At 62.5% G+C, this 25,798-nt stretch carries 25 protein-coding genes; 13 read left to right on the top strand and 12 right to left on the bottom strand.

The genetic code is table 11. The features are described 5' to 3' along the window. Positions 1 to 80: 80 nt before the first annotated feature. Positions 81 to 1,298, top strand: coding sequence for a lactonase family protein (locus tag FZZ93_RS06655; RefSeq protein WP_149321545.1), 1,218 nt, complete (start codon positions 81 to 83; stop codon positions 1,296 to 1,298). A 136-nt stretch (positions 1,299 to 1,434) separates the two neighbouring features. Here FZZ93_RS06655 and FZZ93_RS18305 read toward each other — a convergent pair whose 3' ends face one another. Beyond that, on the bottom strand, positions 1,435 to 1,623 hold the full coding sequence (locus tag FZZ93_RS18305; RefSeq protein WP_187774484.1) for a hypothetical protein: 189 nt from the start codon (positions 1,621 to 1,623) through the stop codon (positions 1,435 to 1,437). Here FZZ93_RS18305 and FZZ93_RS06650 point away from each other — a divergent pair. Further along, positions 1,613 to 1,921 carry a siderophore-interacting protein gene (locus FZZ93_RS06650; RefSeq protein ID WP_246146132.1) on the top strand — a complete coding sequence of 103 codons (309 nt, stop codon included), beginning with the start codon at positions 1,613 to 1,615 and terminating at the stop codon, positions 1,919 to 1,921. The genes FZZ93_RS18305 and FZZ93_RS06650 overlap by 11 nt on opposite strands. Positions 1,922 to 1,972: 51 nt before the next feature. Here the strand turns inward: FZZ93_RS06650 and FZZ93_RS06645 are convergent, their stop codons facing one another. After that, positions 1,973 to 3,121, bottom strand: coding sequence for a fumarylacetoacetate hydrolase family protein (locus FZZ93_RS06645; RefSeq protein ID WP_149321544.1), 1,149 nt, complete (start codon positions 3,119 to 3,121; stop codon positions 1,973 to 1,975). 127 nt (positions 3,122 to 3,248) lie between these two features. Further along, entirely contained in the window at positions 3,249 to 4,448 is a 1,200-nt protein-coding gene (locus FZZ93_RS06640) for an ROK family transcriptional regulator (RefSeq protein WP_149321543.1), read from the bottom strand. A 285-nt stretch (positions 4,449 to 4,733) separates the two neighbouring features. On the opposite strand from FZZ93_RS06640, the gene FZZ93_RS06635 reads away from it, so the two are divergent. The 10 genes from FZZ93_RS06635 to FZZ93_RS06590 all read left to right on the top strand — a co-directional run bounded on the left by FZZ93_RS06635 (position 4,734) and on the right by FZZ93_RS06590 (position 15,753). Then, positions 4,734 to 5,504, top strand: a complete 771-nt coding sequence (locus FZZ93_RS06635; protein WP_149321542.1) for an SDR family NAD(P)-dependent oxidoreductase — start codon at positions 4,734 to 4,736, stop codon at positions 5,502 to 5,504. 45 nt (positions 5,505 to 5,549) lie between these two features. Next, positions 5,550 to 6,839: an ABC transporter substrate-binding protein gene (locus FZZ93_RS06630; protein WP_149321541.1), complete on the top strand. Its 1,290-nt coding sequence runs from the start codon at positions 5,550 to 5,552 to the stop codon at positions 6,837 to 6,839. 83 nt (positions 6,840 to 6,922) lie between these two features. Continuing rightward, a complete protein-coding gene (locus FZZ93_RS06625) occupies positions 6,923 to 7,858 on the top strand; it encodes a carbohydrate ABC transporter permease (protein WP_149321540.1) in 936 nt (311 codons plus the stop codon). Continuing rightward, a complete protein-coding gene (locus FZZ93_RS06620) occupies positions 7,855 to 8,685 on the top strand; it encodes a carbohydrate ABC transporter permease (RefSeq protein WP_069384679.1) in 831 nt (276 codons plus the stop codon). The genes FZZ93_RS06625 and FZZ93_RS06620 overlap by 4 nt, the downstream gene beginning before the upstream one ends. Before the next feature lie 12 nt (positions 8,686 to 8,697). Next, entirely contained in the window at positions 8,698 to 10,305 is a 1,608-nt protein-coding gene (locus FZZ93_RS06615; RefSeq protein WP_149321539.1) for a glycoside hydrolase family 43 protein, read from the top strand. Positions 10,306 to 10,354: 49 nt separating this feature from the next. Continuing rightward, positions 10,355 to 11,392: an ABC transporter ATP-binding protein gene (locus FZZ93_RS06610; protein WP_149321538.1), complete on the top strand. Its 1,038-nt coding sequence runs from the start codon at positions 10,355 to 10,357 to the stop codon at positions 11,390 to 11,392. Between the two features lie 157 nt (positions 11,393 to 11,549). Beyond that, positions 11,550 to 12,893, top strand: a complete 1,344-nt coding sequence (gene lamB / locus FZZ93_RS06605) for a maltoporin (protein WP_149321537.1) — start codon at positions 11,550 to 11,552, stop codon at positions 12,891 to 12,893. Positions 12,894 to 12,968: 75 nt separating this feature from the next. Further along, positions 12,969 to 14,375, top strand: coding sequence for a sugar porter family MFS transporter (locus FZZ93_RS06600; RefSeq protein WP_149321536.1), 1,407 nt, complete (start codon positions 12,969 to 12,971; stop codon positions 14,373 to 14,375). 108 nt (positions 14,376 to 14,483) lie between these two features. Continuing rightward, complete coding sequence (locus FZZ93_RS06595) at positions 14,484 to 15,377, top strand: SMP-30/gluconolactonase/LRE family protein (RefSeq protein WP_149321535.1); 894 nt, start codon at positions 14,484 to 14,486, stop codon at positions 15,375 to 15,377. Positions 15,378 to 15,393: 16 nt separating this feature from the next. Beyond that, positions 15,394 to 15,753, top strand: a complete 360-nt coding sequence (locus FZZ93_RS06590) for an SMP-30/gluconolactonase/LRE family protein (protein WP_281290366.1) — start codon at positions 15,394 to 15,396, stop codon at positions 15,751 to 15,753. A gap of 7 nt (positions 15,754 to 15,760) precedes the next feature. On the opposite strand, the gene FZZ93_RS06585 is transcribed toward FZZ93_RS06590, so the two are convergent. From FZZ93_RS06585 to FZZ93_RS06545, 9 genes are all read right to left on the bottom strand, one after another. After that, complete coding sequence (locus FZZ93_RS06585; protein WP_149321534.1) at positions 15,761 to 16,480, bottom strand: HAD family hydrolase; 720 nt, start codon at positions 16,478 to 16,480, stop codon at positions 15,761 to 15,763. A 72-nt stretch (positions 16,481 to 16,552) separates the two neighbouring features. Continuing rightward, on the bottom strand, positions 16,553 to 17,860 hold the full coding sequence (locus FZZ93_RS06580) for a TRAP transporter large permease (RefSeq protein ID WP_149321533.1): 1,308 nt from the start codon (positions 17,858 to 17,860) through the stop codon (positions 16,553 to 16,555). Beyond that, positions 17,857 to 18,459, bottom strand: a complete 603-nt coding sequence (locus FZZ93_RS06575; protein ID WP_149321532.1) for a TRAP transporter small permease — start codon at positions 18,457 to 18,459, stop codon at positions 17,857 to 17,859. The genes FZZ93_RS06580 and FZZ93_RS06575 overlap by 4 nt, the downstream gene beginning before the upstream one ends. Positions 18,460 to 18,518: 59 nt before the next feature. Continuing rightward, complete coding sequence (locus tag FZZ93_RS06570) at positions 18,519 to 19,520, bottom strand: TRAP transporter substrate-binding protein (protein WP_149321531.1); 1,002 nt, start codon at positions 19,518 to 19,520, stop codon at positions 18,519 to 18,521. A gap of 36 nt (positions 19,521 to 19,556) precedes the next feature. Then, positions 19,557 to 20,537 (bottom strand): 2-hydroxyacid dehydrogenase, encoded by a 981-nt coding sequence (locus FZZ93_RS06565; RefSeq protein ID WP_149321530.1) that lies wholly within the window; start codon positions 20,535 to 20,537, stop codon positions 19,557 to 19,559. After that, positions 20,534 to 21,529, bottom strand: a complete 996-nt coding sequence (locus FZZ93_RS06560; RefSeq protein WP_149321529.1) for a sugar kinase — start codon at positions 21,527 to 21,529, stop codon at positions 20,534 to 20,536. The genes FZZ93_RS06565 and FZZ93_RS06560 overlap by 4 nt, the downstream gene beginning before the upstream one ends. Next, positions 21,526 to 22,581 (bottom strand): LacI family DNA-binding transcriptional regulator, encoded by a 1,056-nt coding sequence (locus FZZ93_RS06555; RefSeq protein WP_149321528.1) that lies wholly within the window; start codon positions 22,579 to 22,581, stop codon positions 21,526 to 21,528. The genes FZZ93_RS06560 and FZZ93_RS06555 overlap by 4 nt, the downstream gene beginning before the upstream one ends. A 185-nt stretch (positions 22,582 to 22,766) precedes the next feature. Further along, positions 22,767 to 23,441 carry an HAD family hydrolase gene (locus FZZ93_RS06550; protein ID WP_149321667.1) on the bottom strand — a complete coding sequence of 225 codons (675 nt, stop codon included), beginning with the start codon at positions 23,439 to 23,441 and terminating at the stop codon, positions 22,767 to 22,769. A gap of 161 nt (positions 23,442 to 23,602) precedes the next feature. Beyond that, entirely contained in the window at positions 23,603 to 24,460 is an 858-nt protein-coding gene (locus FZZ93_RS06545) for a helix-turn-helix transcriptional regulator (RefSeq protein WP_149321527.1), read from the bottom strand. Between the two features lie 111 nt (positions 24,461 to 24,571). Here FZZ93_RS06545 and FZZ93_RS06540 point away from each other — a divergent pair, with 111 nt between their 5' ends. Next, positions 24,572 to 25,768, top strand: coding sequence for an MFS transporter (locus tag FZZ93_RS06540; protein ID WP_149321526.1), 1,197 nt, complete (start codon positions 24,572 to 24,574; stop codon positions 25,766 to 25,768). Positions 25,769 to 25,798 lie beyond the last annotated feature (30 nt).

The following is a 25,798-nucleotide window of genomic DNA, read 5'->3' as shown; positions in this document are numbered from 1 at the left end:
GGCGTGGCGAAACGGCTTTCCTCATAAAACCTGCGGCTAGCCAAGCTAGCGCCTGGTCGCGACTCAATGGAGTCATCGAGATGAAAGTAAAAAAAGAACGACAACAACGCTCGGGCTCGATGGAGTCACCCGCCAATGAGCGGTATCTGTATGTCGGGACTTACTCGTCACCCAACACGGCGCCCGGCGGCATCAGACCGAGCCAGGCCGAAGGCATCTATGTTTACAAGATGAGTCTTGAAACTGGCAACCTGAGCCGTGTCCAGGCGATAGAGGCCGATAATCCGTCTTACCTGGCAATGGCGCCATCGAAACGCTATGTCTACTGTGTCAACGAACTTGGCGAGGATGAAGAAGGCGCGCCGCTAGGGCGTGTCAGTGCGTATAAAATTGATGAGCGAAGTGGACAGTTGTCGCTGATCAATACACGTTCGACCCAAGGTACCTGGCCCTGCCATTGTGCTGTTCACCCCTCAGGGGACCATCTATTTGCGGCCAATTACGGCACGGGTACCTTTACTGTATTCCCGCTTGGTGATGATGGTGCAATTGGGCCCATGAGCGATCAGTTTCAGGCGTCAGGCAATGGAAGCGGCCCCGACACTGTTCGTCAGGAAGGTCCACACGCACATATGATGCTGCCCAACCCCGGTGCTCAGCATGTTTTCGGTGTGGATCTAGGCGGTGATGCGATTCTTGCGTGGGAGCTCGAGTCAGCTACTGGCAAGTTAGTGCCAGGGGCTATTTCCCAGGCCAAAGTGCCATCCGGGAGTGGATGTCGACACTTGGTATTCCATCCCGATGATCATCGGGCATACGTAATCAACGAGCTTTCTTCCACTATCGATGTATTCGACGTCGACCCATGGCGGGGGGCCTTCCTCTGGCTCCAGTCGATATCGACTTTACCGCAAGATACCACCTTCACCCGTTCTGCATTCCATCCTGGTCATCCTGGCCAAGTGACGACGGGAACGAATACGGCAGCGGCCCTCAGGATTCACCCGAATGGACGTTGGATCTATGCGACCAATCGTGGGATGGATAGCATCGCCATGTTTGAGGTTGATCCCGAATCCGGGAAGTTGACCTCCGCAGGGTGGGTCCAGACCCAAGGTCGGATTCCGCGAGGAATGGATGTCGAGCCTTTGGGCACGTTCCTTTATGTAGGCAATCAGAACTCGGACACTATCGTGGTGTTTCGTATCAAGCCGGATGACGGACAACTCGAGGGTCCCGTTCACGTTATCGATAGCCCGGTTCCGGTTGATTTCGCGTTCGGCCCCTTCGCAGCCTAGGGGAAAAGGTAAAGACCTGGCGCGAGGCACCAGGCCTGCTCCACTCCGTGGTCCAGCGGGCACGCTTAATCCCGCCCGTCATGCTCTTCGCCGTTTCATCCACAGCCTCATGGCCCTGCGCCGGACTGTGGATGGATCAGGCTTCCTCGGCGTTGGTCACGGTGCTGGCCAGCCGCGCGATGACCACGCAGCGCTCGGGTGGGAAGCCCATGGCCTCGGCCAGTAGAATCTCGCTGTCGACCAGGGTACCGCCGGAGCCGAACAGCAGGCAAAAGACAGCCGAGTGGCAGGCGCTCGTGGGTGATGAAACGGCCTTGCCTGTCATTGCCAGGATGCTGGCTTCTGCCCCGCAGACAATGCAAGGCGAGGCTGTCATTGTCGTGCCCGATGAGGGTGATATTCAGTGTCTGGCGAATCCCGAGGGGGTGACGTTGCGCTGGGCGCTACGGTCGAATGGGGAGAGCCCTCTCGAAGCACTTGCTGCTCTCGAGCTTCCCCTGCGCGAGCGTCATGTCTTCTTCGCAGCGGAAAAAACAGAAGCACAGCCCGCCCGTGCGGCCCTCATCGAGCGAGGTCTCGCCAAGCATGAGTTCCTCGCTGCAACGTATTGGATGCGAGACTGACCTTCGGCGCTTGCCGGGTGGCTTTGTTTGCTTCTCGCCCATGCATTGGCACTATTTTGCCATATAGGCCTGCCATTGGCGGATACCAAAGGTCCAGGGCGGTAGCCGGTCCGAGCGATCGACGTCGTTGACCAGGGCGCCCAGCGAGGGCGTGGCGATGGTGACGCTGTCCCCGATGTGGTGAGTGAACCCCTGGCCTGCGCCGTCGCGGTCCTGAATCGGCGAAAACATGGTGCCGAGGAACAGCATGAAGCCGTCCGGATACTGGTGGTGAGCACCGATGGTCTGCTGGACCAGTTCCAGCGGGTCGCGACTGATCTGGCGCATGTCGCTGCTGTCGTGGAGTTCGAAATCATCATCCTGGCCCTCGATGTGCAGCGAGACACGGGCCTGTCGCACGGTATCGAGCGTAAAGGCGTCATCGAACAGGCGAATGAACGGGCCGATGGCGCAGGAGGCATTGTTGTCCTTGGCCTTGCCCAGCAGCAGGGCGCTGCGTCCCTCGATGTCACGCAAGTTGACGTCGTTGCCGAGGGTGGCGCCCTTCGCGGTGCCCCGGGCGTCGACCGCCAGCACGATCTCCGGTTCGGGATTGTTCCACCGGGATGCCGGGTGCAGGCCGACCCGGTGGCCGAAGCCGACCGCTGAAAAGGGCTGGGACTTGGTAAATACCTCGGCGTCGTGACCGATGCCCACCTCCATGTACTGCGACCAGGCGCCGCGGGCTTGTAACTCCGTCTTGAGTGCCATGGCCTCCTCCGAGCCGGGCACGATCCGGGAGAGATCGCCGCCGATCAGCGCCTGCAACTCGCTACGCAGCTCGCTGGCCCGGACGGGATCGCCGCTGGCCTGTTCTTCGATCACTCGCTCCAGCAGGCTGACGGCGAAGGTCACGCCACAGGCCTTGATAGCCTGGACGTCGCAAGGGGCGAGCAGGTAGGGCGTGTGTGGCGATGCGTGCCGGGAGTTGTCGAACAACTCCTCGGCCGAGCCGAGGAACTCTCCCTCAACCCCGGACACGAACGCCGCCGCATCGTCGCGATCGAGCAGGTCGGCCATGCAGGTACAGCGCTCGGAGATATCGAAGACCTGGCCGTGGCGGACGACCACCAGGACGGGGCCTCGTGCGTCGTCACGCCAGGCCCGGCCGACGAGCAGGGCCTGGTGGTCATCATCGGGGAGATAGGAAGAGACGCTCACGGAGTTACCTCGCTGGCCATGATAGGATGCTTGTTAGTTTATTCTCTTTACGATGTTGAATGGCGGGGCGGGAAAGTTCAAGCCGTTTACTGGCTCGACGAGTGAGACTTTCGTGGATGGCAGTTCCTCAGATGAGATCGCTGGGACCATGGATGACGTGGGCGAGCACCTGGGCGGCAGCACCGCGGGCGGCGATGAAGGTGGAGTCGTCGATGACGCGGAGGGGGACTTGCTGGGAGGAGCCCAGGAGCCGGTTCTGGTGGGCCTTGAAATATGACAGGGCCGGATCGAGGAAGGATGCGCCCAACTGGACCAGCGATCCTCCCAGCACAAGCTCGGAAGGGTTCTGGGTATGGTGGAGGTTGAGCAACAGGGTTCCCAGTGCCTCGCCTGCACGCCGCAGCGTGAGCTGGACGGCTTCTTCGTGCAGCCGTGGCCGCAGGGCCTCGAGAAGGTCCTCGTCCTCGGCGACACCCAGGGCGGCACGGATCGACCAGCCGCTGACCAGCGTCTCTGCGCAGCCGCGATTGCCGCAGTGACAGTAGAGGCCGCCGGGCTGCAGGACGGTATGACCGATTTCTCCGGCCAGCCCCTGGAAGCCTCGGGAGAGCAGCGGCTGGTTGCCCTCGATCATGCCGCTGCCGATGCCGGTGCCGGCGCTGACGTAAATCAGGGAATCGGGTACCTGGCCAGTCCGGAAATAGAACTCCCCGAAGGCCGCCGACTTGGCCTCATTGTCCATCAACCAGGCGCCTTCCAGCTGAGGTAGGTGAGAGCGCAGCAGATCGAGAAAGCGGATGTCTTTCCATCCCAGGTTCGGTGCCACGCGTAGCAAGGGGGCGTTGGGCGCGACGGGGCCGGGCAGGGCGACGCCGAGCCCGAGGAGGTGGTAGCCAGCGAGTGCCGGAGATTGCTGCAGTGTTTTCAGCAGGCCGGCGAGCAACTCAGCCGTCACCTCGGGCGACGAAGGCGACAACCGCTCGTGGTGACTGGCCAGTATCCGTCCCGAGAGCGTGCAGGCCACCAGGCGCAGGCCGTGTACGCCGACTTCGGCGCCGAGAATCGCAAAGCGTTGCTCATCGAGATGCAGGGCGCGGCCGGGGCGTCCCCCGCTGCTCTTCTGCAGTTCCCCTTCACGTAGCCACCCCTGCTTGAGCAGTGACTGCACGCCGCTACCCACCGTCGCCTTCGTCAATTGGGCCTGGCTCGCGATGTCGGCGCGCGTCAGGCCGGGAGAGCGGCGAACCAGCTCCAGAATGGCGCTGCGATTGAGCCGTTTGAGGAAGTGGAGATCGCCTGACCGGTGAGGCTGAAAACTGGTGGGCATGGGCGCTTTCCATGGTTTGCCGGCGTTGCGTGAGTCGCCCTGGTTCCTCTGTGGCCAGTGCCATGGGGCTTCAAGCTCGAACTCGACGAATGGCCTTGGTAATCAAGGTGAACGAATGTCCCCGTCAGTCGATACAGCAACGCCGTTGCCGAATGATGTGTCGGCTATCGATTGTATCGGGTTTGACCGGGTCTTGCTGCACGTCTACCAAAGTCTCATTGAGTCTCGAGTGGCAGGTGACCATTCTGCCTAGTTAGTAAATAGATAAAACTAAGTGGAGCGAAGATGAGTGAGGACGCGGGGCGTTACCCCAGCCTGGAGCAGCGAGTGGTGTTCATCACCGGTGGCGGCAGTGGCATTGGTGCGGGACTGACCCGAGCCTTTCATGGCCAAGGTGCTGTGGTTGCCTTTGTCGATATCGATGATGCCGCCAGCCAGGCGCTGGTCGAGGAGTTGAAGGCGGAAACCGGGAGGGCGCCGCACTATTACCACTGTGATATCCGCGACGTTGCGGCCTTGCAGGCGGTCATCGCCGAAGTGGGCCAGACGCTGGGAGCGATCCGGACATTGGTGAACAATGCCGCCAACGATGACCGGCATTCCTGGGACGACATCGATGTCGATTACTGGGACGAGCGAATGTCGCTCAACTTGCGGCCGATGTTTTTCGCTGCTCAAGCGGCGGCCCATCAGATGATCGAGGCGGGTGGCGGCTCGGTCATCAATTTCGGCTCGATCAGCGTGCGCATGGCGCTGGGGGATCTCTCCTGCTACATGACCGCCAAGGCGGCGGTACACGGCCTGACTCGCAGCCTGGCTCGCGATCTGGGCCCTCACAATATTCGCGTCAATACCCTGGTACCCGGCTCAATCATCACCGAACGGCAACTGGAGAAGTGGATCGGTCCCGAAGAAGAGGCCTCGATCCAGGAGCGCCAATCCTTGAAATTCCGGCTGGAAGCCCATCATGTCGCACCGGCCGTGCTGTTTCTGGCCAGTACCGATAGCCAAGCGATTTCCGGCCAGGAGCTCGCCGTCGATGGAGGCTGGGGCTGATCTCCCATGTACCAAGACTCCGATAACACAACAAAGGAGAACGTCATGAATGCATTGCGTCAGTTCACAGGAGGACATTCCCGTCGCCGTTGTCTGGTGGCGGCGATCGCCGCTGTTTCGGCACTGGGCTCCATCGCGGCCGCCGCCGATACCACGGTCAAGGTACTGCGGGTCGAGGTGAGTGATGCCGAGAAGCAGTACTACGACGAGGTCGTGGCCGAGTACGAAGCACAGCACCCGGAGGTCAACGTCGAGTTCGACTACATCGCCAACGAGGCCTACAAGACGCGCCTGCCGACGTTATTACAGTCCGAACAGCGCCCCGATATCTTCTATAGCTGGGGCGGCGAGGGGCTGCGTGACAAGGTGGAAGCCGGCTTCGTGCGTGATCTGACCGAACCCATGAAGGACGGCTGGAAGGAGCTCTATCCGGAATCGGCGGTAAGCACCTTTACCCTGAATGGGCGGATTTACGGCGCGCCTCTCTACGCCACGGTGGTGGGTTTCTGGGCCAACACGGCCCTGACCGAGCAGGCGGGTGTCGACATTGATGAGATCGAGACCTGGCAGGACCTCGAGTCGGCCGTGGTGGCACTGCGTGAGCAGGGCATCACGCCAGCGGTGGTCGGTGCCAAGGACGGTTGGCCGATGCATTTCTACTGGGGTTACCTGGCGACCCGTCTGGTGGGTGGTGACGGCATCGAGGCGGCCAAGGCCGGTGACGATGGTGGCTTTACCAATGAGAGTTTCGTCCGTGCCGGCGAAATGCTCCAGGAGTTCGCAGAACTCGAACCCTTCCAATCGGGCTTCATGTCGACTACCTACGAGCGCGCCAGTGCCATGTTCGGAGACGGGGAAGCGGCCCTGCACCTGATGGGGGACTGGGACTATATCCCCTCGAAGGAACGCTCGATGAGCGGCGAGGGCGTGCCGGATGAGGATCTGGAGTTCATCCGTTTTCCGGATGTCGAGGGAGGCGCCGGTAATGACCATAGCTTCGGTGGCATGAATGGCTTTGCCGTTACCGAGGGAGCCTCTGACGAAGCGGTCGACTTCCTGCGTTTTCTGCTCAATGAGGAAAATCAGCGCAAGGCGGCGAAGCGCGGCATTTTCGTGCCGGTGGCCAAAGGTTCCGAAGAAGCGCTCGCAACACCTTATGCCCGCAAGGTGGCTGAAATTCTCGCAGACTCGACGTTTCACCAGGTATTTCTCGACCAGGCGCTGGGGACCTCCGTTGGCGCGACCGTCAACAATATCAGTACCGATCTGGCCCAGGGAGTGATCACGCCGGAGGAGGCGGTCGATCGGGTCGCCGAGGCCTGGCAATTCCGGTAATCGGAGCCTGTTCGCGTGACCGGTGACAAGTCACCGGCACGCTATCCTCCTTCGCTACCCCCGCTTCGGGATGGATGTTCAGCATGACAACGATAAATCCCCCCGCCGTGCGTAAACGGGGCACGGCGGATCGCATCAAGAAGAATGTGGTCAGCGGCAAGCTATCGGCCGTGCTTATCCTGCTGCCACCGGCATTGATTCTCTTCTCTTTGTTCGTCATTTTGCCGCTGATCGATGCGGCCTTTTACAGCGGCTTCTCGTGGAACGGCTATGGATCGCCTTCCGACTTCGTCGGTACCCAGAACTACCAGCGGCTGCTCGATCATTCCGTGTTCCATACGGCGTTGTGGAATACCGCCAAGCTGATAATCGTCTCTCTGGTCATCCAGATGCCGCTCGCCCTGGGCCTGGCGCTGCTGGTATACCGCAAGACACCGACCAATACCTTGTTCCGGCTGGTGTTCTTTCTGCCCTATATCCTGGCCGAAGTGGCGGCCGGCCTGATCTGGAGCTTCGTCTTCGACGGCGACTATGGCATTACCGCGTCGATTCTCCAGTCGCTGGATCAGGAATCCATCTATGTGCTGGCCGACCGGCAATGGGCCTTTCCGGCGATCATGACGGTCATCGTCTGGAAGTATTTCGGCTTTCACATGATGATCTACATCGCCGCGCTACAGAGCGTCCCCGAGGATCTGATCGAGGCGGCCAAGCTGGAAGGGGCCAAGCCGCGCCAGATAGCTCGCCACGTGCAGATTCCGATGATCAAGCACGCCCTGGTGGTGAGCGGCTTCTTCGCCATCATCGGTTCGCTGCAGATCTTCGACATCATCATTCCGCTGACCAACGGCGGGCCTTCGAATACAACCCACACTATCGTGACCTATCTCTATACCTTCGGTTTGTCGCGGCTGAATATCGGCTTCGGTAGCGCCGCCGCCGTGGTGTTGTTCGTGCTGGCCATCGGTATCGCCTTCTTCTATCAGCGTACTACCGGCAACAAGGAGGGGAAGGCATGAATCGGGCGACGACGACGCGCAATACCCTGCGCGTAATTCTGCTGATCCTGGTGGCCGGCCTTGTTATCGGCCCATTGCTGGCTTCCTTCTTCGGTGGTTTCAAGGCCAACGCCGAGCTGCGAACCAATCCACTCTGGTTGCCGGATAGCTGGAATCCGGAGCATTACTTCAGCATCTTGCTTGATGGAAGTTTCTGGCGCTATCTGGGCAACTCTTTCTTCATTTCCTCGATGACGGTGCTGCTGACGCTGGTCGTGGGGGCGGCGGCCGCCTATGTGTTTGCGCAGATTCGCTTCCTCGGCTCGAAAATGATCCTTTCCTACCTGCTGCTGGGGCTGATGTTTCCCTTCGCGGCGGCGATCCTGCCATTGTTCATCAAGGTGCGTGACCTGGGACTGCTCGACAGCTACTGGGCAGTCATCCTGCCGCAGACAGCTTTCGGGTTGTCGTTGGCGATCCTGCTGTTCAAGGCGTTCTTCGATCAGCTACCCCGTGAACTGTTCGAGGCGGCCTACGTGGATGGTTGCAGCTACCTGCGTTTTTTCTGGTCATTCACCCTGCCATTGTCGACGCCGATTCTGGCCACCGTGGGAGTGTTTGTCTTCGTTCAGAGCTGGAACAACTTTCTGCTGCCGCTGGTAGTACTCAATGATCGTTCTCTCTATACCTGGTCGCTCGGCATGATGCAGTTCCAGGGCGAGTACCTGACCCAGTGGAACATGATTCTGGCCTTCGTGAGCCTGACGATCATGCCGGCCGTGATCTTTTTCCTCGCGGCTCAGAAATACATCGTCGCTGGCCTCACCGGTGGTTCCGTCAAGGGATAAGGGATACCAAGAATGAAAGACAAGGTTCGCAATCCGATTCTGCCCGGCTTCAACCCGGATCCCTCCATCTGTCGGGTTGGCGGGGATTACTACATCGCTACTTCCACCTTCGAGTGGTATCCGGGTGTACAGATTCATCACTCGCGTGACCTGGCCAACTGGGAATTGGCCAGTCGGCCACTCGCACGGGCCAGCCAGCTCGACATGCGTGGCAACCCCGACTCCTGCGGAATCTGGGCGCCGTGCCTGAGCTACGCCGATGGCCTGTTCTGGCTGATCTACACCGACATGAAACGCTACGAGGGCAACTTCAAGGATGGCCACAACTATCTGGTCACCGCACCCTCCATCGAAGGGCCCTGGAGCGATCCGGTCTATCTGAATTCCAGCGGCTTCGACCCCTCGCTGTTCCACGACGAGGACGGCCGCAAGTGGCTGCTCAACCTGCAGTGGGATTATCGCCAGCGTGAGGGGGGCGACCGCTTCGGCGGCATCCTGCTCCAGGAGTATGACGTCGAGCAGCAACGACTCGTTGGTCCCATCCGCAATATCTTCGCCGGCACCGAGATGAAACTCACCGAGGGGCCGCACCTCTATCGCCGCGATGGCTGGTACCACCTGCTGGTGGCCGAGGGCGGCACCGGCTACGAGCATGCCGTGACCATGGCTCGCGCGAGGGAGATTGCCGGCCCCTATGAAGTGCACCCCGACAACCCGGTGCTGAGCTCGCGCCAGGACCCGGACAATTCGCTGCAGCGGGCCGGCCACGCGGATCTGGTCGACACGCCAAGCGGCGAGACCTGGATGGTGCACCTGTGTGGACGGCCACTGCCCGGCACGCGTCGTTCGCCGCGGGGGCGCGAGACGGCACTCCAGAAGGCCGAGTGGGGCGCCGATGGCTGGCTGCGCCTGGCTCACGGCGGCAATACACCGGCTCTGGAGGTGTCGATGCCCGGGGGCGAGCAGCTGGCACCGGCCGCCGAGGAGGTCCATGACTTTACGTCCGGCGCCCTGCCCCAGGCCTTCCAGTGGTTGCGCACGCCTCAGCCCGAGCGGCTGTTTTCGTTGAGCGAACGTCCCGGTTACCTGCGCTTGTTCGGGCGCGAGTCGGTGGGCTCCTGGTTCGAGCAGGCCCTGGTGGCGCGCCGCCAGGACAGCATTCACTGCAGCGCCGAAACCACGCTGGAGTTCGAGCCGGAGGACCTGCAACAGTTCGCTGGCCTGATCGCCTACTACAACCGTTTCAAGTTCCATTACCTGGCAGTGACCCGGGGGGATGACGGCGACAAGGTGCTCAGCGTGATGAACTGCCGTGATGCATGGCCGAGCGGCAACCTGGAGATCGCCGATACCGGTGGTGTGGTGCTCGACCCTGCTTTGCCGGTGCGCCTGGGTCTCGACATTCGCGAGGGTGAGCTGCAGTTCCGCTACGCTCAGGGCGACGCCGCCTGGCAGCCGGTCGGCCCGGTGCTCGATGCCAGCCTGCTCTCCGACGAGGGAAGCGGCCGTGCCCATGGCTATTTTACCGGCAACTTCCTGGGCATGGCGGCCCATGATACCAGCGGTCGCGGTATTCCGGCGGATTTCTCTGGATTTCGCTATTGCCGTGAAAACCGCTGAATGGCACGCACCGGATAATCACAAATAGACGCAAAGACGAGACGTTCCCATGGCTGAAGTAACACTGGTCGAAATCGAAAAGACCTTTCGTGGCAAGACCACGGTAATTTCCAACCTCGACCTGGAGATCGAGGATGGCTCTTTCACCGTGCTGGTGGGGCCATCCGGCTGTGGCAAGTCGACCTTGTTGCGCATGATCGCCGGGCTGGAAACCGTGACGCGTGGTGCGATCAGCATCGGTGGGCATGACGTGACCACTGCCGAACCCAGTGATCGTGACATCGCCATGGTCTTCCAGTCCTATGCGCTATATCCACACATGACGGTGGCCCGCAATATTGATTTCGGCATGCGCCTGGCCAAGATCCCCGCTCAGGAACGCCAGGCAAAAGTCGACGAAGCGGCCAAGCTTCTCAACCTGGAAGACCTGCTCGAACGCAAGCCAGCAGAGCTGTCGGGTGGACAGCGGCAGCGTGTGGCCATTGGCCGTGCCATCGTACGCAATCCCGGCGTGTTCCTGTTCGATGAACCGCTCTCCAACCTTGATGCGGCGCTGCGTAACCGTATGCGCGTCGAGCTTGCCGAGCTGCATCAACGCCTCGATACCACCATGGTGTATGTCACCCATGATCAGATCGAAGCCATGACCCTGGCCGACCGCATCGTCGTTCTCAATGCGGGGAAAGTCGAGCAGGTCGGGGCACCAATGGAACTCTACCAGCGTCCCGAGACCTTATTCGTGGCCGGCTTCATCGGCTCGCCGAAGATGAACCTGATCACGGGTGCCGTTGCCGAGGCTTATGGAGCAGAGACGCTGGGCATTCGTCCGGAGCATATCGAGGTCGGCCATGATCGCGGTGAGTGGCGGGGCCGTGTCCGAGTGGTCGAGAAGCTTGGTTCCGACGCCTTTGCCTATGTCGATAGCGAAGAGGTCGGCGCCTTGACGGTGCGCTTGCCTGGCGATGTCGATATACGCAGTGGCGACATCCTCGAGCTGACGCCTCGCCACGAGTTGCTGCATCCCTTTGATCAGCAGGGGCTGCGACTGCCTGACGATGCCGTCGCGAACGCCAGGGCTATTGCCTGACCCCTGAATATGGGTGCGAGCCGTGATGATGCTCGAATCCATTCACCATGCGATAGAAGGAGCTCGTCTATAAGCGAACAATAACTCGAATACTTAGTTTAGAAAAATTACTAATTCTTCAAACAAGTACAAATGACGATTTTTTCAGGAGGAAGTGATGGGTAGTTATCATCACGCTAGCCGCTATTTCATGCGCGCTTTATTGTTCGGTGCGGGATGTACCGTTTCGACACTGACGATGGCGGAAGGCCTGGCATCCCATGTGGACTTCACCGGCTATGCTCGGTCAGGTGTCGGAAACACGGTTGGTGGTGGCGATCAGGCCTGCTTCAAGGCCAATGGGGCCTCGGCCAAGTATCGTCTCGGGAACGAGTGTGATACCTACGCTGAATTAGGGCTGGGAGCCACGCTTTACGAGAAAGAAGACAAGAAATTCTACTTCCAGAGCATGGTCGGTTATTCAACTGACCAGTTGAATGACTATGAAGGAAGTGAAAGCGACGAGACCAAGGTGTCGGTGCGTCAGATGAACGTTCAGGCCGACAACATCATTGAAGCCTTGCCAGGCGCCACGCTATGGGCTGGCAAGCGGTTCTATCGGCGCCATGACATCCATATCAATGACTTCTTCTACTGGGATGTGTCCGGTCCCGGTGCTGGTATTGAAAATATCGATGTCGGTACCGGCAAGTTGAGCCTGGCATGGCTACGTGCCACGAACGAGGCCGAAACGGCGTATCCCGATGCGAACAACCGTATCTCCAACGATACCCTGGATATCCGTTGGTCGGATATCCCGACCAATCCCGATGGGTCACTGGTCCTAGGTTACGACTATGGCCGCGCTCAGCTGACTGAAGAACAGGAAGATTATTACGACGGAAGCCAAGCCGACAAAGGGCATATGTTCACCGTTCAACATACCCAGAAGAACTGGTTTGGCGGAACCAATAAGCTGGCACTTCAATACGCCACTGACGGCATCATCAATGCCGGTGATACCAAGGGACGCATGGCGGGAAGCACGACGCATCGAGATGCGCCGGGTGGCGATATGTGGCGCGTCATCAACCATGGCAATGTGTGGCTCTCGCCGGACAAGCTGGACCTGATGTATGCCGCCGTCTATGAAGATCAGAGCTTTGATGATGACTCGGGACGTACTTGGATTTCCGCCGGTATTCGCCCTACCTACTACTGGACGGAGAATATGAGTACCGCCCTGGAGCTCGGTCATGACTACATCGACCCCGAGGTCGATGACGGGATCGGTAGCCGGAGCCTCACCAAGTTCACATTGGCCCAGCAATGGGCGGCGGGGGTCGGCGGTTATGCGCGACCGGTCATTCGGCTCTTTGCTACCTATGCCAACTGGGATGGCGATCCCCTTCAGGAAGATGGAGGCAGCGCTGCAATCTCGGCCGGCGATGCCGGTGGCGCGATTGACATCGATGACAACGATGGCCTGACCGTCGGCGTGCAGATGGATGTCTGGTGGTAATGGCCCCGTGACCTGCTTGCTGTTGCTTCGATATTGGTGCCTGGGCTCGGGCGCCCTTTTTTCTGGAGATTGAACATGACGGATCGCAAACCGCTCAGTCGTTCTGCCTATATACTCATCATATGCTGTATTGCCGCCATCGGTGGCTTTCTCTTCGGCTTCGATAGTGGCGTCATCAACGGCACGGTCGATGGTCTCCAATCCTCTTTCAATTCCGACAGTGTCGGTACCGGCTTCAACGTGGCATCCATGCTGCTGGGCTGTGCCGTCGGTGCCTTCTTTGCCGGTCGCCTGGCGGACCGCTTTGGCCGTCGTACGGTATTGATCGTTTCGGCGATTTTCTTCCTGGTGAGTGCCTGGGGGTCGGGAATCGCCGGTGGTTCGATGGAATTCGTGGTTTATCGCGTCCTCGGTGGCATGGCAGTGGGGGCCGCCAGTGTGATGACGCCGGCCTATATCAGTGAAGTGGCGCCCTCGAGGTATCGCGGTCGCCTGGCTACCATCCAGCAGGTGGCCATCATCGGCGGCTTGTTCATGGCTTTTCTGAGCAACTACGTGCTGGCCTATGTCTCGAGTTCGGCGGTCGCCGAGCTGTGGTTCGGCTTTGCCACCTGGCGCTGGATGTTCTGGATCGAACTGCTGCCAGCGGCGGTATTCCTGGTGGCGCTACTGTTCATCCCCGAGAGCCCGCGATACTTGATCAGCAGTGGTCGACAGTCGGAAGCTCGCCGGGTGCTGGGCCTGGTGATGCCGGAGCAAGAGGTCGGCGACAAGCTCGATGAGATCCACACTACCCTGGATCGTGATCACAAGCCGCGGTTGAGCGATGTGGTCAACCGCGCGACCGGCAAGGTGCATGGCATTGTCTGGGTCGGTATCGGCCTGGCGGTGTTCCAGCAGCTGGTAGGCATCAATGTGGTGTTCTATTACGGCGCAGTGCTGTGGCAATCGGTAGGCTTCTCGGAGGGCGATGCTCTGCTGATCAACGTGATCACAGGGGCCGTGAGCATCGGCGCTTGCCTGCTGGCAATCGCGTTGATCGACAAGATCGGCCGCAAGCCCCTGCTGTGGGTCGGCTCGGTGGGAATGGCCATTACCCTGGCCTGTCTGGTCTTCGCCTTTTCCACGGCAACCATGGTCGACGGGAATCTGCAGCTCAGCGACGACATGGGCGTGTTGGCCCTGCTGGCCGCCAATATCTACGTGTTCAGCTTCAACGTCTCCTGGGGACCGGTGATGTGGGTAATGCTGGGCGAGATGTTTCCCAATCAGATGCGTGGTTCGGGACTCGCCATCGCCGGGCTGTTCCAGTGGCTGGCCAACTTCGGCATTACCATGACCTTCCCGATCATGCTGGCATCCATCGGCCTGGCGGGCGCCTATGGCTTCTATGCCTTGTGTGCCGTGCTGTCGGCCTGCTTTGTGCTGCGCTGGGTCCAGGAAACGCGAGGCAAGGAACTCGAGGAAATGGCGTATGAGTGAAGCGGTCAACAGGAAGCTGGCCGACCGCTCTGGCGTCGTCGTTGTCGGTGACGTGGCGCGTCAGGGCACGCCGCAGGTTTAACGACCGAGGAAGGGGCAGGTAATCGCATGGTGACGGAGACACGAGTGCAGGTGGCGGTCGAGCTCGACATGAGTCTGGGCGAGAGCCCGTTATGGTCGGTGGCGCGGCAGACGCTCCACTGGGTGGATATCAATCATGGCGTGATCCATGCCTGGCAGCCGGATCGGCACGCAGCGCCCTCGCGCATCGAGCTGGATGAAAAGGTCGGCTGCATTGCGTTGTGCGAGGAAGGACTGCTCGCCGCCACGGCCTCGGGCATCATCAGGCTGCGATTACCGTTCGATGGCCGGACCGAGCGCCTGGCGGACAACCCCGAGTGGCACGACGAGAAGGGCAATCGCTTCAACGATGGCCGCTGCGATGCGGCCGGGCGTTTCTGGGCGGGTACGATTGCCGCCGACGAGGATACGCCTTCCGCGGCTCTCTACTGCTTCGAGGGGAGAGAACTGGTGCAGCGGTGGTCTGGTCTCGGCATTGCCAATGGACTGGCCTTCAGCCCCGACCGACGCTGGCTTTATCACACGGACTCGTTGACCCGGCGGATCCTGCGTTATCCCTTTGATATGGAGACTGGCTGCACCGGCGAGCCGAGGGTCTGGGCGGATCTGGATGCCCTGGGCTTGCCGGGGGTGCCGGATGGTGCCGCCGTGGATAGCGAGGGCTGCTATTGGAGCGCTCTTTATGGGGGAGGGCGTATCGTGCGTTTCTCTCCCGAGGGAAGGCTGGAGGCGAGCTTCGAGCTACCTTGCCCGCACCCCACCATGGTGGCCTTCGGAGGCCCCGATCTGCGGACGCTCTACATCACCACCGCCACTCAACACCTGAACGACGAGGAGCGAAAGCGTTGGCCTGATGCCGGTAGCCTGCTTCGTATGCCGGCACCGGTAGCGGGACTGGCGGAGCCGGTCGCGACGTCCTGATGCCGGCTCAGAATGCCTGCCGAGTACTCGCCAGCCCGGCGAGCCGAGGGTCTGGGCGGATCTGGATGCCCTGGGCTTGCCGGGGGTGCCGGATGGTGCCGCCGTGGATAGCGAGGGCTGCTATTGGAGCGCTCTTTATGGGGGAGGGCGTATCGTGCGTTTCTCTCCCGAGGGAAGGCTGGAGGCGAGCTTCGAGCTACCTTGCCCGCACCCCACCATGGTGGCCTTCGGAGGCCCCGATCTGCGGACGCTCTACATCACCACCGCCACTCAACACCTGAACGACGAGGAGCGAAAGCGTTGGCCTGATGCCGGTAGCCTGCTTCGTATGCCGGCACCGGTAGCGGGACTGGCGGAGCCGGTCGCGACGTCCTGATGCCGGCTCAGAATGCCTGCCGAGTACTCGCCAGCCGCGCGATGACCTCGGGCAATTCGCTGGCGTGGAGGAGAGCGATGGCGCCCTCGGGCGTGGTTTCCTCATCGGGGAAGTGGTTGAGGTGAATCACCTGCATGCCGGCGGCCAGTCCGGCTTCCACGCCCACCGCTGCATCGTCGATCACCACGCAGCGCTCGGGTGGGAAGCCCATGGCCTCGGCCGCCTTGAGGTAGAGGCCGGGGTCGGGCTTCCAGACGCCCAGGGTGTAGGCGCTGAACAGGTGGTCGCCGAAGTGGTGTGCCAGGCCGGCACTGGCCATGGCGCAGCGGATCTTGCTGTCGGGGCCGTTGGAGACGACGGCCTTGGGGTAGGCGGCCAGGGCGTCCAGCGCGTCGGGCATGCCGTCGATGGCGACGAGCTCCTCGGTCATGCGTGCTTGCATGCGAGTGCGCATTGCGGCTTCCAGGCGCGCCAGGTTGTCTTCGGTGAGCTGGCCGTGACGGCGCTGCTGGGTGGCGACGATATCGTGAAAGCGAACGCCCCGGAAGGCTTCCATGTACTGGCGGGCGGTAAAGGGGAGCCCGTACTCGGGCAGGACCTCGCCCATGACCTCGGCCAGCAGAATCTCGCTGTCGACCAGGGTACCGTCGGAGTCGAACAGCAGGCAGAGGGGAGCCGAAGAGGAGGGAGCCGAAGCCGGCAGGGCGGAAGGCGAGGACGCGGACATGAAAGCCTCGTGGGTTGGTCGTGGATGGGTCGCCGCCGGCCAGTGTACCCGGCCAGGCGGCACGATGCAGGCTCACACGAAATCGGGAGCGATCAGTCGGGGCAGCATCAGGATCAGATCCGGATAGAGGATCAGCAACAGAATCACGCCCAGCATGACGGCCAGATACAGCAGCGTGGTGCCGAGCGCCTGGAGCAGCGGAATGCCGCCGATCTTCGCCGAGATCATCAGGCAGAGACCATAGGGCGGCGTGATCAGCCCCAGGCCCAGCGCCATGACGCCGATGACGCCGAACTGCACCGGATGGACGCCGGCCTGCATGGCCAGGGGCTGGAAGATCGGCGCCATGATGGCCATGGCCGGCAGGGAGTCCATGAAGGTGCCGATGACCAGCATGACGGCGGTCATCAACAGCAGAAGCATCACGGGATCGCTGATGTTGACGCCGGCCATCAGCTTGGGGGGAATCTGGTAGAAGCTGATCAGATAGCCGAAGATCGCCGCCCCGACCAGGCTGAACAGCGACAGTGAGCACAGGCGCACGGTGTCGGTGGAGGCATCAAGCACCTTGGCGAGGTTGAGTTCCCGATAGACGAGGGTGCCCAGCGCCAGGGCGTAGAGCACGGCGATCACCGCTGCCTCGGTGGGAGTGACCAGCCCCAGGGTGATGCCACCGATGATGACCACGGGAATGCCGGCGGCCAGCAGGCCGTCCTTGCTCGAGCGCGCCAGTTCGATCAGCGAGGCGCGACGGCGAACCGGCACCTGGTAGCGACGCACATAGCCGACGTTGAGCGCGAGTTGGGCCACGCCGATCATCACGCCGGGCAGGATGCCGCCGAGGAACAGGCCGGCGATGGAGGTGTTGGTCAGGGCACCCCAGACGATCATGTTGATGGAAGGGGGAATGATGATGCCCATGACCGACGAGGCGGCGGTCACGGCCACCGAGAAGTGGCTCGGATAGCCCTCGCGCTGCATGGCCGGGATCAGCACGGTACCCACGCCGGCGCTGTCGGCCGTCGAAGAACCGGAGACGCCGGCGAACAGCATGCTGACCATCACGTTGACATGTGCCAGGGCGCCCTTGAAGTGGCCCACCAGGCGCATGCACAGGGTGATCAGCCGGTCGGTGATGCGCGCGGCGTTCATCAGGTTGCCGGCCAGCAGGAACAACGGCACGGCGAGCAGCACGAACGAGTCCATGCCGTTGTACATGCGCTGGAACATGACCCAATAGGTCAGGCGCGGGTCGAGCAGGATCATGCCGGCGGCGGTCAGGACCAGGGCCATGGCGATCGGCACTCCGGCGACGATCAGCACACCGAGCAGGCCGAACAGCAGCCAGGGCAGGATGAAGACGGCATCCATGGGAATCATGGCGTTCTCCCGTCGGTGGAAGAGAGCGAAGGATCCAGTTCATCGCCGTGCCCGGCGTGCGCCTCGAGCGCCTCCTCGACGGCGTCGGGCGTGTCGAGGCTGGCTTCCATGCGGGGCACGCCATCGAGCAGGGCGTGCAGCAGCCGCTGGGCGCTGAACAGGACGATCAGCAGGCCGCTGACGCTGAAGGCCGAATAGACGTAGATCATCGACAGTCCCGAGGCGGTGGCCTCGCGCCGCAGGCCGGACAGGGCGAAATCCTTGCCGTGGATGACGAAGATCAGGCCGACGGCCAGGCAGGCCAGATCGCGTATCCAGCGCGTCACAAGGCTGGCCCGCGAGCCACGCGGGAAGGCCTCGAGGACGAAGTGGTCGGCATGCAGCACGCCGATGGCGGTGCCCAGCATGATCATCCACTGAAAGGCGAAGCGGCTGAATTCCTCGGTCCAGTACAGGCGAGGCATCAGCGGCAGATTACGGCTGACGATCTGATAGACGATCAAGGCGATGAAACCGAACAGCAGGGCCAGCAGGAGCCAGTGAAGGCAGCGCTCCAGCCCGCGATTCAGGTGAGTCAGGCCGTGCAACAGGCGTCTCATGGCGGCGTTCTCCGGAGGGCGAGATCCTGAGCCGGGGCGCCAGGCACCCCGGCAAGGGCTCACTCGACGTTGGCGATCTTCTGGCGCAGCTCGGTCAGCCCCATTTCCTCGACGACTTCGGCGAGCGGTTCACTGACGATCTCCTGCATGCGCTCCCGGTCCAGTTCATGCAGGGTGGCGCCTTCCTCGACGAGCAGATCCAGGGCCTCGGCATCCTGCTCGAGCTGGACCTGACGCGCATAGCTCGCGGCCTCGCGGGCGGCTTCCATCACGGCCTGCTGCTGGCTCTCGTCGAGGCGGTCCCAGGACATTTGTGACATGGTCAGCAGGCGTACCGTGATGTCGTGCTCGGAAAGGCCGATATGCGGGGCGACTTCATGAAACCGCATGCGGTGGATCCATTCGGCCTCGTTGAGCAAGCCATCGATGGCGCCGAGCTGCAGGCCCGTGTAGATCTCCTTCCAGGCCATGACCGTGGGTTCGGTACCCAGCGCCGACCAAGCGGCGATCAAGGGCTTGGTCGGGTTGGTGCGCAGCTTCATGCCCTTCAGGTCGTCGAGGCTCTCGAGCGGGCGGCTGCTGACGATCTGGCGCTTGCCGCCGCCGAAGAAGGCCAGCACCTTGACGCCGGTTTCCTCCGTGATGCGATCGGCGATCTCGCGGCCCACGTCACCATCGAGCACGGCCTGCCAGTGCGCCTGGTCGCGATACAGGAAGGGAATGGAGAAGACATTGGCGGTGGATGAGAAGTCGGTGATCAGGCCGGGATTGATGATCGACAGGTCCAGTGCGCCGGCCATCTGCTGCTCGAACATCTCGGTTTCATGGCCGAGTACCGAATTGCCCATGATCTGGACGCCGATATCACCGTCGCTCTTGTCCTCGACCAGCTCCTGGAAGCGGGTCGCGCCGAGGTGGTAGGCGGTGTCCTCGGTGCCGCCGTGACCGAAGCGCAGCTCCACGGCCTGGGCGATGCCCGTCGCGCCGAGTGTGGCGGCCAGGGTGGCAGCGATGATGAGCGGCTTGAGGAAGCGTCCTGATTGTGTGCGTGTCGTGAGCATGTCGTTACCTCTTGATTGTTATGTGGTTGCTGATTGTCATGAGCTCTTCAGTTCGAGCTCGTTGACCGGGCTGGGTGGTCGCTCGCCGTTCAGGGCGGCGAGAATGTTGGCGACCGCGCGGTCGGCCATGGCGGTGCGCGTTTCATGGGTTGCCGAGCCGATATGCGGCAGTGCCACGACATTGGGCATGTGTGGCAGGGGCGACGTCTCGGGCAGGGGCTCGCGCTCGAAGACATCAAGGCCGGCGGCGTGCGGTTTACCTGCGCGGAGCGCCTCGATCAGCGCGGTCTCGTCGACCACCTTGCCGCGGGCGACGTTGACGAAGATCGCCGAGGGCTTCATCAGCGCGAACTCGCGAGCACCGATCAGGTGGTGCGTGTCGGCATTGAGGGGCACGGTGACGCAGACGATGTCGGCCTCGGTGAGCAGCTCATCGAGCTCGCGGTGCCGGGCGCCAAGCTCGGCCTCGAGCTCGGGCTTGGGCGAGGCGTTCGAATACAGCACCCGCATGCCGAAGCCCAGTGCGCCACGTCGCGCGATGGCGGCACCGATGCGGCCGAAGCCGACCATGCCGAGCGTCTTGCCATGCACATCGGTACCGAACAGCTCCTTGCCGATGCTCTCGCGCCACTCGCCGCGCTGGACCATCCCGGCCAGCTCGATGGCGCGGCGGGCTGCGCACATGATCAGCAGAAAGCCAGTGTCGGCGGTGGTCTCGGTCAGCACGTCGGGGGTATTGCACAGCAGAATGCCGCGCCGGGTCAGCTCATCCACCGGGTAGTTGTCGTAGCCCACCGAGATGCTGGCGATGGCCTCGAGATGCGGTGCCCGGTCGAGCAGCGCCGGGGTGATCGGCAGGCTGGCGCCGACCAGGCCGTGGGCGTTGGCCAGGGCGTCGAGGAAGGCGGGATCCTCGGCACTGGCGACCTCCGGCAGGTAGTCGACATGAAAGTCGCGTTCCAGCCGTGCGAGCTGGTCTTCGTTGATCGAGCGGTATACCAGAATACGCTTGGTCATGTGGCACTCCTCCGGGAGGTGTCGTCGAGGGCGGCCTCGAGGCGTTCGAGACGGTCGCGGTGGGGCAGGCCTTCCATGTCGCCGGGAACCTGCACGGCCTCGGCGCCGATCAGGCAGCCGCGCTGCAAGGCCTGGCGTGGCGAAACGCCATCCAGCAGGGCGCTGATCACGCCGACCGCAAAGCCGTCTCCGGCGCCGACGGTATCGACCACCTCGGCCACCGCAATGCCGGGCACGCTGAAGGCCTGCTCCTCGCCACCGAGGCGGCCGCGATAGTAGCCGCCTTCCGGGCCGAGCTTGAGAAAGACCGCCTCGGCGCCTTGGTCGAGGTAGAAGCCGGCGATGTCATGGGGCGTTTCCTGGCCTGTCAGCAACTGGCCCTCGGCGAGCCCCGGCATTACCCAGTCGGTGTGGGCGGCCAGGTCGTTCAGGGTCTCGCGCATCTCGCGTTCGCTGGACCAGAGGCTGGGACGCAGGTTGGGATCGAAGGACAGGCTGGCGCCGCGGCGACGTGCCTCGCCGAGCAGGTGATAGGAAAGCTCGCGGCAGCTCGGCGAGAGCGCCGGCGGAATGCCGGTGGCGTGCAGGTGCCGCAAGGCCGAGAAATCGACGGCGTCGGCATCGGCGGGAGAAAGCTGGCTGGCGGCGCTGCCCCGTCGACGATATTCGACGCGGGGATCGGCGCCGTCCAGGGCGCGTTCCTTGAACACCAGTCCGGTGGCGTGATCGGTATCGGTGATCAGATGACGGCAGTCCAGGCCTTCGTGTTCCAGGGTGGCGCGCAGGTAGCGGCCGAAGCTGTCGTCGCCGACCCGGCTCAACCAGCCGACATGGAAGCCCAGGCGTGCCAGGCCGATGGCGACGTTGGTGTCGGCACCGGCGATGCGTCGCTGAAAGCGCTCCACCTCGGCTAGGTCGCCGGTCGTTTCGGCCACGAACAGGGTCATGGCCTCGCCAAAGGAGAGAATCTCGGGAGATGAAGGTCGTGTCATGGGCGCGTCTCGTCGCAATGGGGAGCATCGATGCCGGGGCGGCGTGTCGAGTCCCGGATGATCAGGGTCGGGGTGAAACGTTCGTGTCGGGGCTCGGGCGTGGTTCGTTCGGCCTGACGGGCGCGCAGACGGTCGACGGCGGCCTGGCCGATGGCGTCGGTCGGCTGGGCCAGGGTGGTGATGCCGGGCGTGACCAGCTGGCACCAATCGAGCTCATCGATGCCCATCAGGCCGATTTCGCCGAGCGGTACTCGACGGGCCTGGAGGGCGCGGATCACCGCGAGCGTGACCTGGCCGTTGCCGCACAGTATGGCGGTGGGTTGCTGTGTCGCGGCGTCGAGGAATGCGCTCAGCCCCCGGTCGAGACCGGCTGTGTCGTTGAGCTCGAGACTCAACACTTCGCCTTCGAGCTGTCGTGACATGCTGCTCGATTCGAAGCGCGCCATCCGCGCCTGACGCGAGCTGGCCCGGGCCGGCAGTTCAGTGACGAATAGCACTCGGCGGTAGCCGCGCTCGATCAGGTGGTCGAGCGCCATGTCGATGGCTCGGTCGTTGTCGAGCCCGACCTCATCGGCGTCGATGCCTTCCAGGGAACGGTCGAGCAGTACCAGCGGCAGGCCATTGCCGGCCAGCTCGGCCAAGGCCTCGCCGTGGCGACCGGCGGCGTTCACGATCAGCCCCTCGATCCGGTATGAGGTCAGCAGCGCCAGGTTCTGACGCTCCAGCGTCGGGTCGTTGTCGGTATTGCAGACCATCAACGACAAGCCTTGTCGGCGACAGGCCTGTTCGACGCCATGCATCACCGCCACCGAAAAGGGATTGCGGATATCGGCGACCAGCATGCCGACCAGCCCCGAAGGCCCACCCTTGAGGCCCCGGGCCATGGGATTGGGCTGGTAGCCGAGGCGCTCTGCGGCATGGGCGATACGCTGCTGCATGCCGGTGGAGAGACGCTCGCGTTCGCCGCTGTAATAGCGGGATACGCTGGTCTTCGAGACACCGGCGTCGCGGGCGACTTCCAGGATGGTGGCGGAGCGTGACGTCGCGGGCATGGCGCTACCGTATTGAATGGGAACGTTCCCATCGTAGGCAGCACACTCTACGAGCCGCAAGCAGTGAGGCGCTAGACAAAGGTCGAAAGGCGGGCTAACACGCTGATCGATGGGGGAATATGGCCATTCCCCCGGGAGCGCGCGACCCGGGAGGCATCAGGATGGGGAGGGCGAGCCGCTATCGATCAGTTCGCCATGGCCTGGGCCTGGGTCAGGCGCGAGATGACGGTGGGCAGCTGGAACATGCTGGTGATGGCGATGGCGCCCTCGGGTGTTTCCTCGACATCCGGGAAACGATTGAGGTGGATCACCGTCATGCCGGCGGCCAGCGCCGCCTGGACGCCGACGAGGGAGTCATCGATGGCCACGCAATCCGCCGCGGCAAAGCCCATCTGACGGGCGGCATGGAGGTAGAGGCCGGGGTCGGGCTTCCAGCACTGGGCATCATAGGCACTGAACAGATGCTCTCCGAAGAGTTCGTCCAGGCCGGTGGCCCGCAGGGAGGTGCGAATCTTGTTCGTCGGTCCATTGGATACCACGCCCATGGGAATCGACGCCAGCACTGCCAAGGCTTCGGTGGCACCCTCGATCGGTGTCAGGTCGGTGGCCAGTCGGTGGTTGAGGTTGGCGCGCATCTCACGCTCGAGCGGCTCGAGGCGTTGCGCGTCCACGCTGCCGTGGCGGCGCTCGAGTTCGGCGACGATGTGCCGGAAGCGCGCGCCGCGAAACTCGCCGATGTAGTCGCTGGCTTGAAAGGGCAGGCCGACGGCGTTGAGGCTGGTCGCCATCTCGTCGGCCAGCAGGGGTTCGCTGTCGACCAGGGTGCCATCGCAATCGAAGAGAAGGCAGAGAGGGCGCATTGTCACCGAGCCTCTGTGGGAATGTTGGAAAGCGAACACATTGCCCCGATAGGGAAGATTGTGTTCATGGTTAATTAAAGACCATATAGCGCACTTTGTGAACAGTGTTCTTCAACTGTTCATCATCCTTGCACCGGGTGTCGCCGATTCGCGAAACATTACTACCCTTGCATGATCGGTGGTGCCCTCAGCCAATCCTCGAAGGCCCCGGCCCCGGGAGGCGACTCGCAGGCCGCGTAATAGACCAGGCGCAGATGGCGATCCTCATCCAGGGTGAGGGTCATGTGTTCGAAATCGAGCGTGCCGATGTCCGGGATGCACAGTGAGCGTCGGCCGAGGCAGGGGCCGTGGATATCCTGCTGTCGCCACCATGTCTTGAACTCGGGTGCGACGTCTTCCAGCTCCTGGACCAGTTGCTCGATGTCGCTGTCCTCGGGAGCGCTGGCATAGTCCTGACGGAAGCTGGATACCAGGCGTGGGGCCTGCTGCTCCCAGGCATCGAAGAGCCTGCGAGTGGCGTCGTCGACGAACAGCATCCATAGCAGGTTGCGTCGTTCCAGGGGCTGGGCCGAGAAGCCGAAGACGCGATCGGCGGCGGTGTTCCAGGCCAGCACGTCCCAGCGCAAGTTGAGAACATAAGCGGGCCGATGGGGAAGGTCGTCGAGCAGCCGCTGCGCCAGGCTGGGCATGGTGCACCAGGTCCGCTTGCTCTCCGTTGGAGGACGTTGGTGTACGAGCAGGTAGAGGTGGCGGCGTTCGGCGGCGTCCAACCGCAAGACTCGGGCGAGGCTGTCCAGAAAGCCCGTGGAAACGCCGATGTCGCGTCCCTGTTCCAGCCAGGTGTACCAGGTCACCCCGACACCGGCCAGCGCCGCGACTTCTTCCCGTCTCAAGCCCGGGGTGCGGCGGCGATTGCCACGCGGCAGTCCGAGCATTTCCGGCGATAGTCGTTCCCTGCGGCTCCGTAGGAAGTCCGCAAGCTCGGGACGAGTGCGTACCAAACTCCGTGATGCACACATACGGATACTCGTAGTAATAGAATAATCGGTTAAATTGTAACCCTATAAATAAGCTCGGACCATAGCTCCTCCAATGAGGCGTTCGGCCTCGGAACCAAGGAGGAGATTGAGATGCTGAACCGAGAACTATCGACGGCCATGATGGTAGCTGTCGGCGCCTTTGCCCTGGGGATGGCGTCCTACGCCACGGCGGGATTGATTCCCATGATCGAGACCGAGTTATCGGTTTCCGTGTCGTTGGCGGCCCAATTGGTAACGGCTTTCACCCTGGCCTATGGGCTGGGATCGCCGCTGCTGGTGGCAGTCCTGCCTGCCCATCGTCAGCGCATCGGGTTGCTTGGCTCGTTGGCGATATTCGTGATCGCCAATGTCGTCAGTGCGCTGGCAAACGACATCGTGACCCTGGTCGTATTGCGGGCCGTGGCGGGAATCGGCGCCGGTGTCTATCTGGCCCTGGGCATTGCGGCGGCGGCGAGCCTGGCCGGAGAGCGCCGACGAGGCAAGGCCATCGCCATTGTCATGGGCGGCATGGCCAGCGGGACCGTACTGGGAGTGCCGGTCAGCCTGCTGTTGGCGGAACGGCTGGGCTGGCAGGCCGCTTTCTGGTTGATTGCCATGCTCGGTGGACTGACCTTGCTGGGCATGCTGTGGCGCCTGCCGACGCTGCCCGACACACCTTCGGTATCCATGCGGAGCAAGCTGGCCGTCATGGCGGACCGTCGTGTCGTCGCCATTCTGGGCGTTTCGCTACTTGCCGCCATCGCGAGCCTGGGGATGTATACCTTCATCGCCCCCTTCGTTGCGGCTTACGCCGAGGGTGAAACGATCTCGGTCACTCCCTACCTCTGGGTCTGGGGCATCGGTGGCGTGGTCGGCAGCTTCCTGGTCGGTACCGTGGTGGATCGCGTACGGGGCCCCAAGGTCACGCTGGGCATCATGTTGCTGCTGGCGACGGCGCTGATCCTGTTGCCGGTGCTGGCGCCGTATCGGCTGGCGCTGACGATGCTGCCCCTCGTCGTCTGGGGAGCCGTCGGTTGGGCGCTGCAGGTGCCGCAGAACGATGAGCTGTTCAAGGCGCGCAGCATGGCTGGTGATGGCCATCTGGCGATCGCGCTGAACGAATCGGCGCTGTATCTGGGGAGCGCCATTGGTTCCGCCGTCGGCGGGGTGATACTGGCCATGCAATGGCCTGTCTGGGGACTGGCCGTGGGGGCTGCCGCCATCGCGATGCTTGGTGCGGTGCTGCAGTGCGCCCTGGTGGTTCAGGAGGGGCGGCGTGTCAGGGAGGTTGATGCCCCCGTCGCCTGATTCCAGCCTGCGCGGCTTGCCGGTGTGGCG

The sequence above is a fragment of the Halomonas eurihalina genome, assembly GCF_008274785.1.
GTDB lineage: Bacteria > Pseudomonadota > Gammaproteobacteria > Pseudomonadales > Halomonadaceae > Halomonas > Halomonas eurihalina.
The sequence above is the reverse complement of the archived record's forward strand: the minus strand, read 5'-3'. Positions and strand labels throughout refer to the sequence as shown.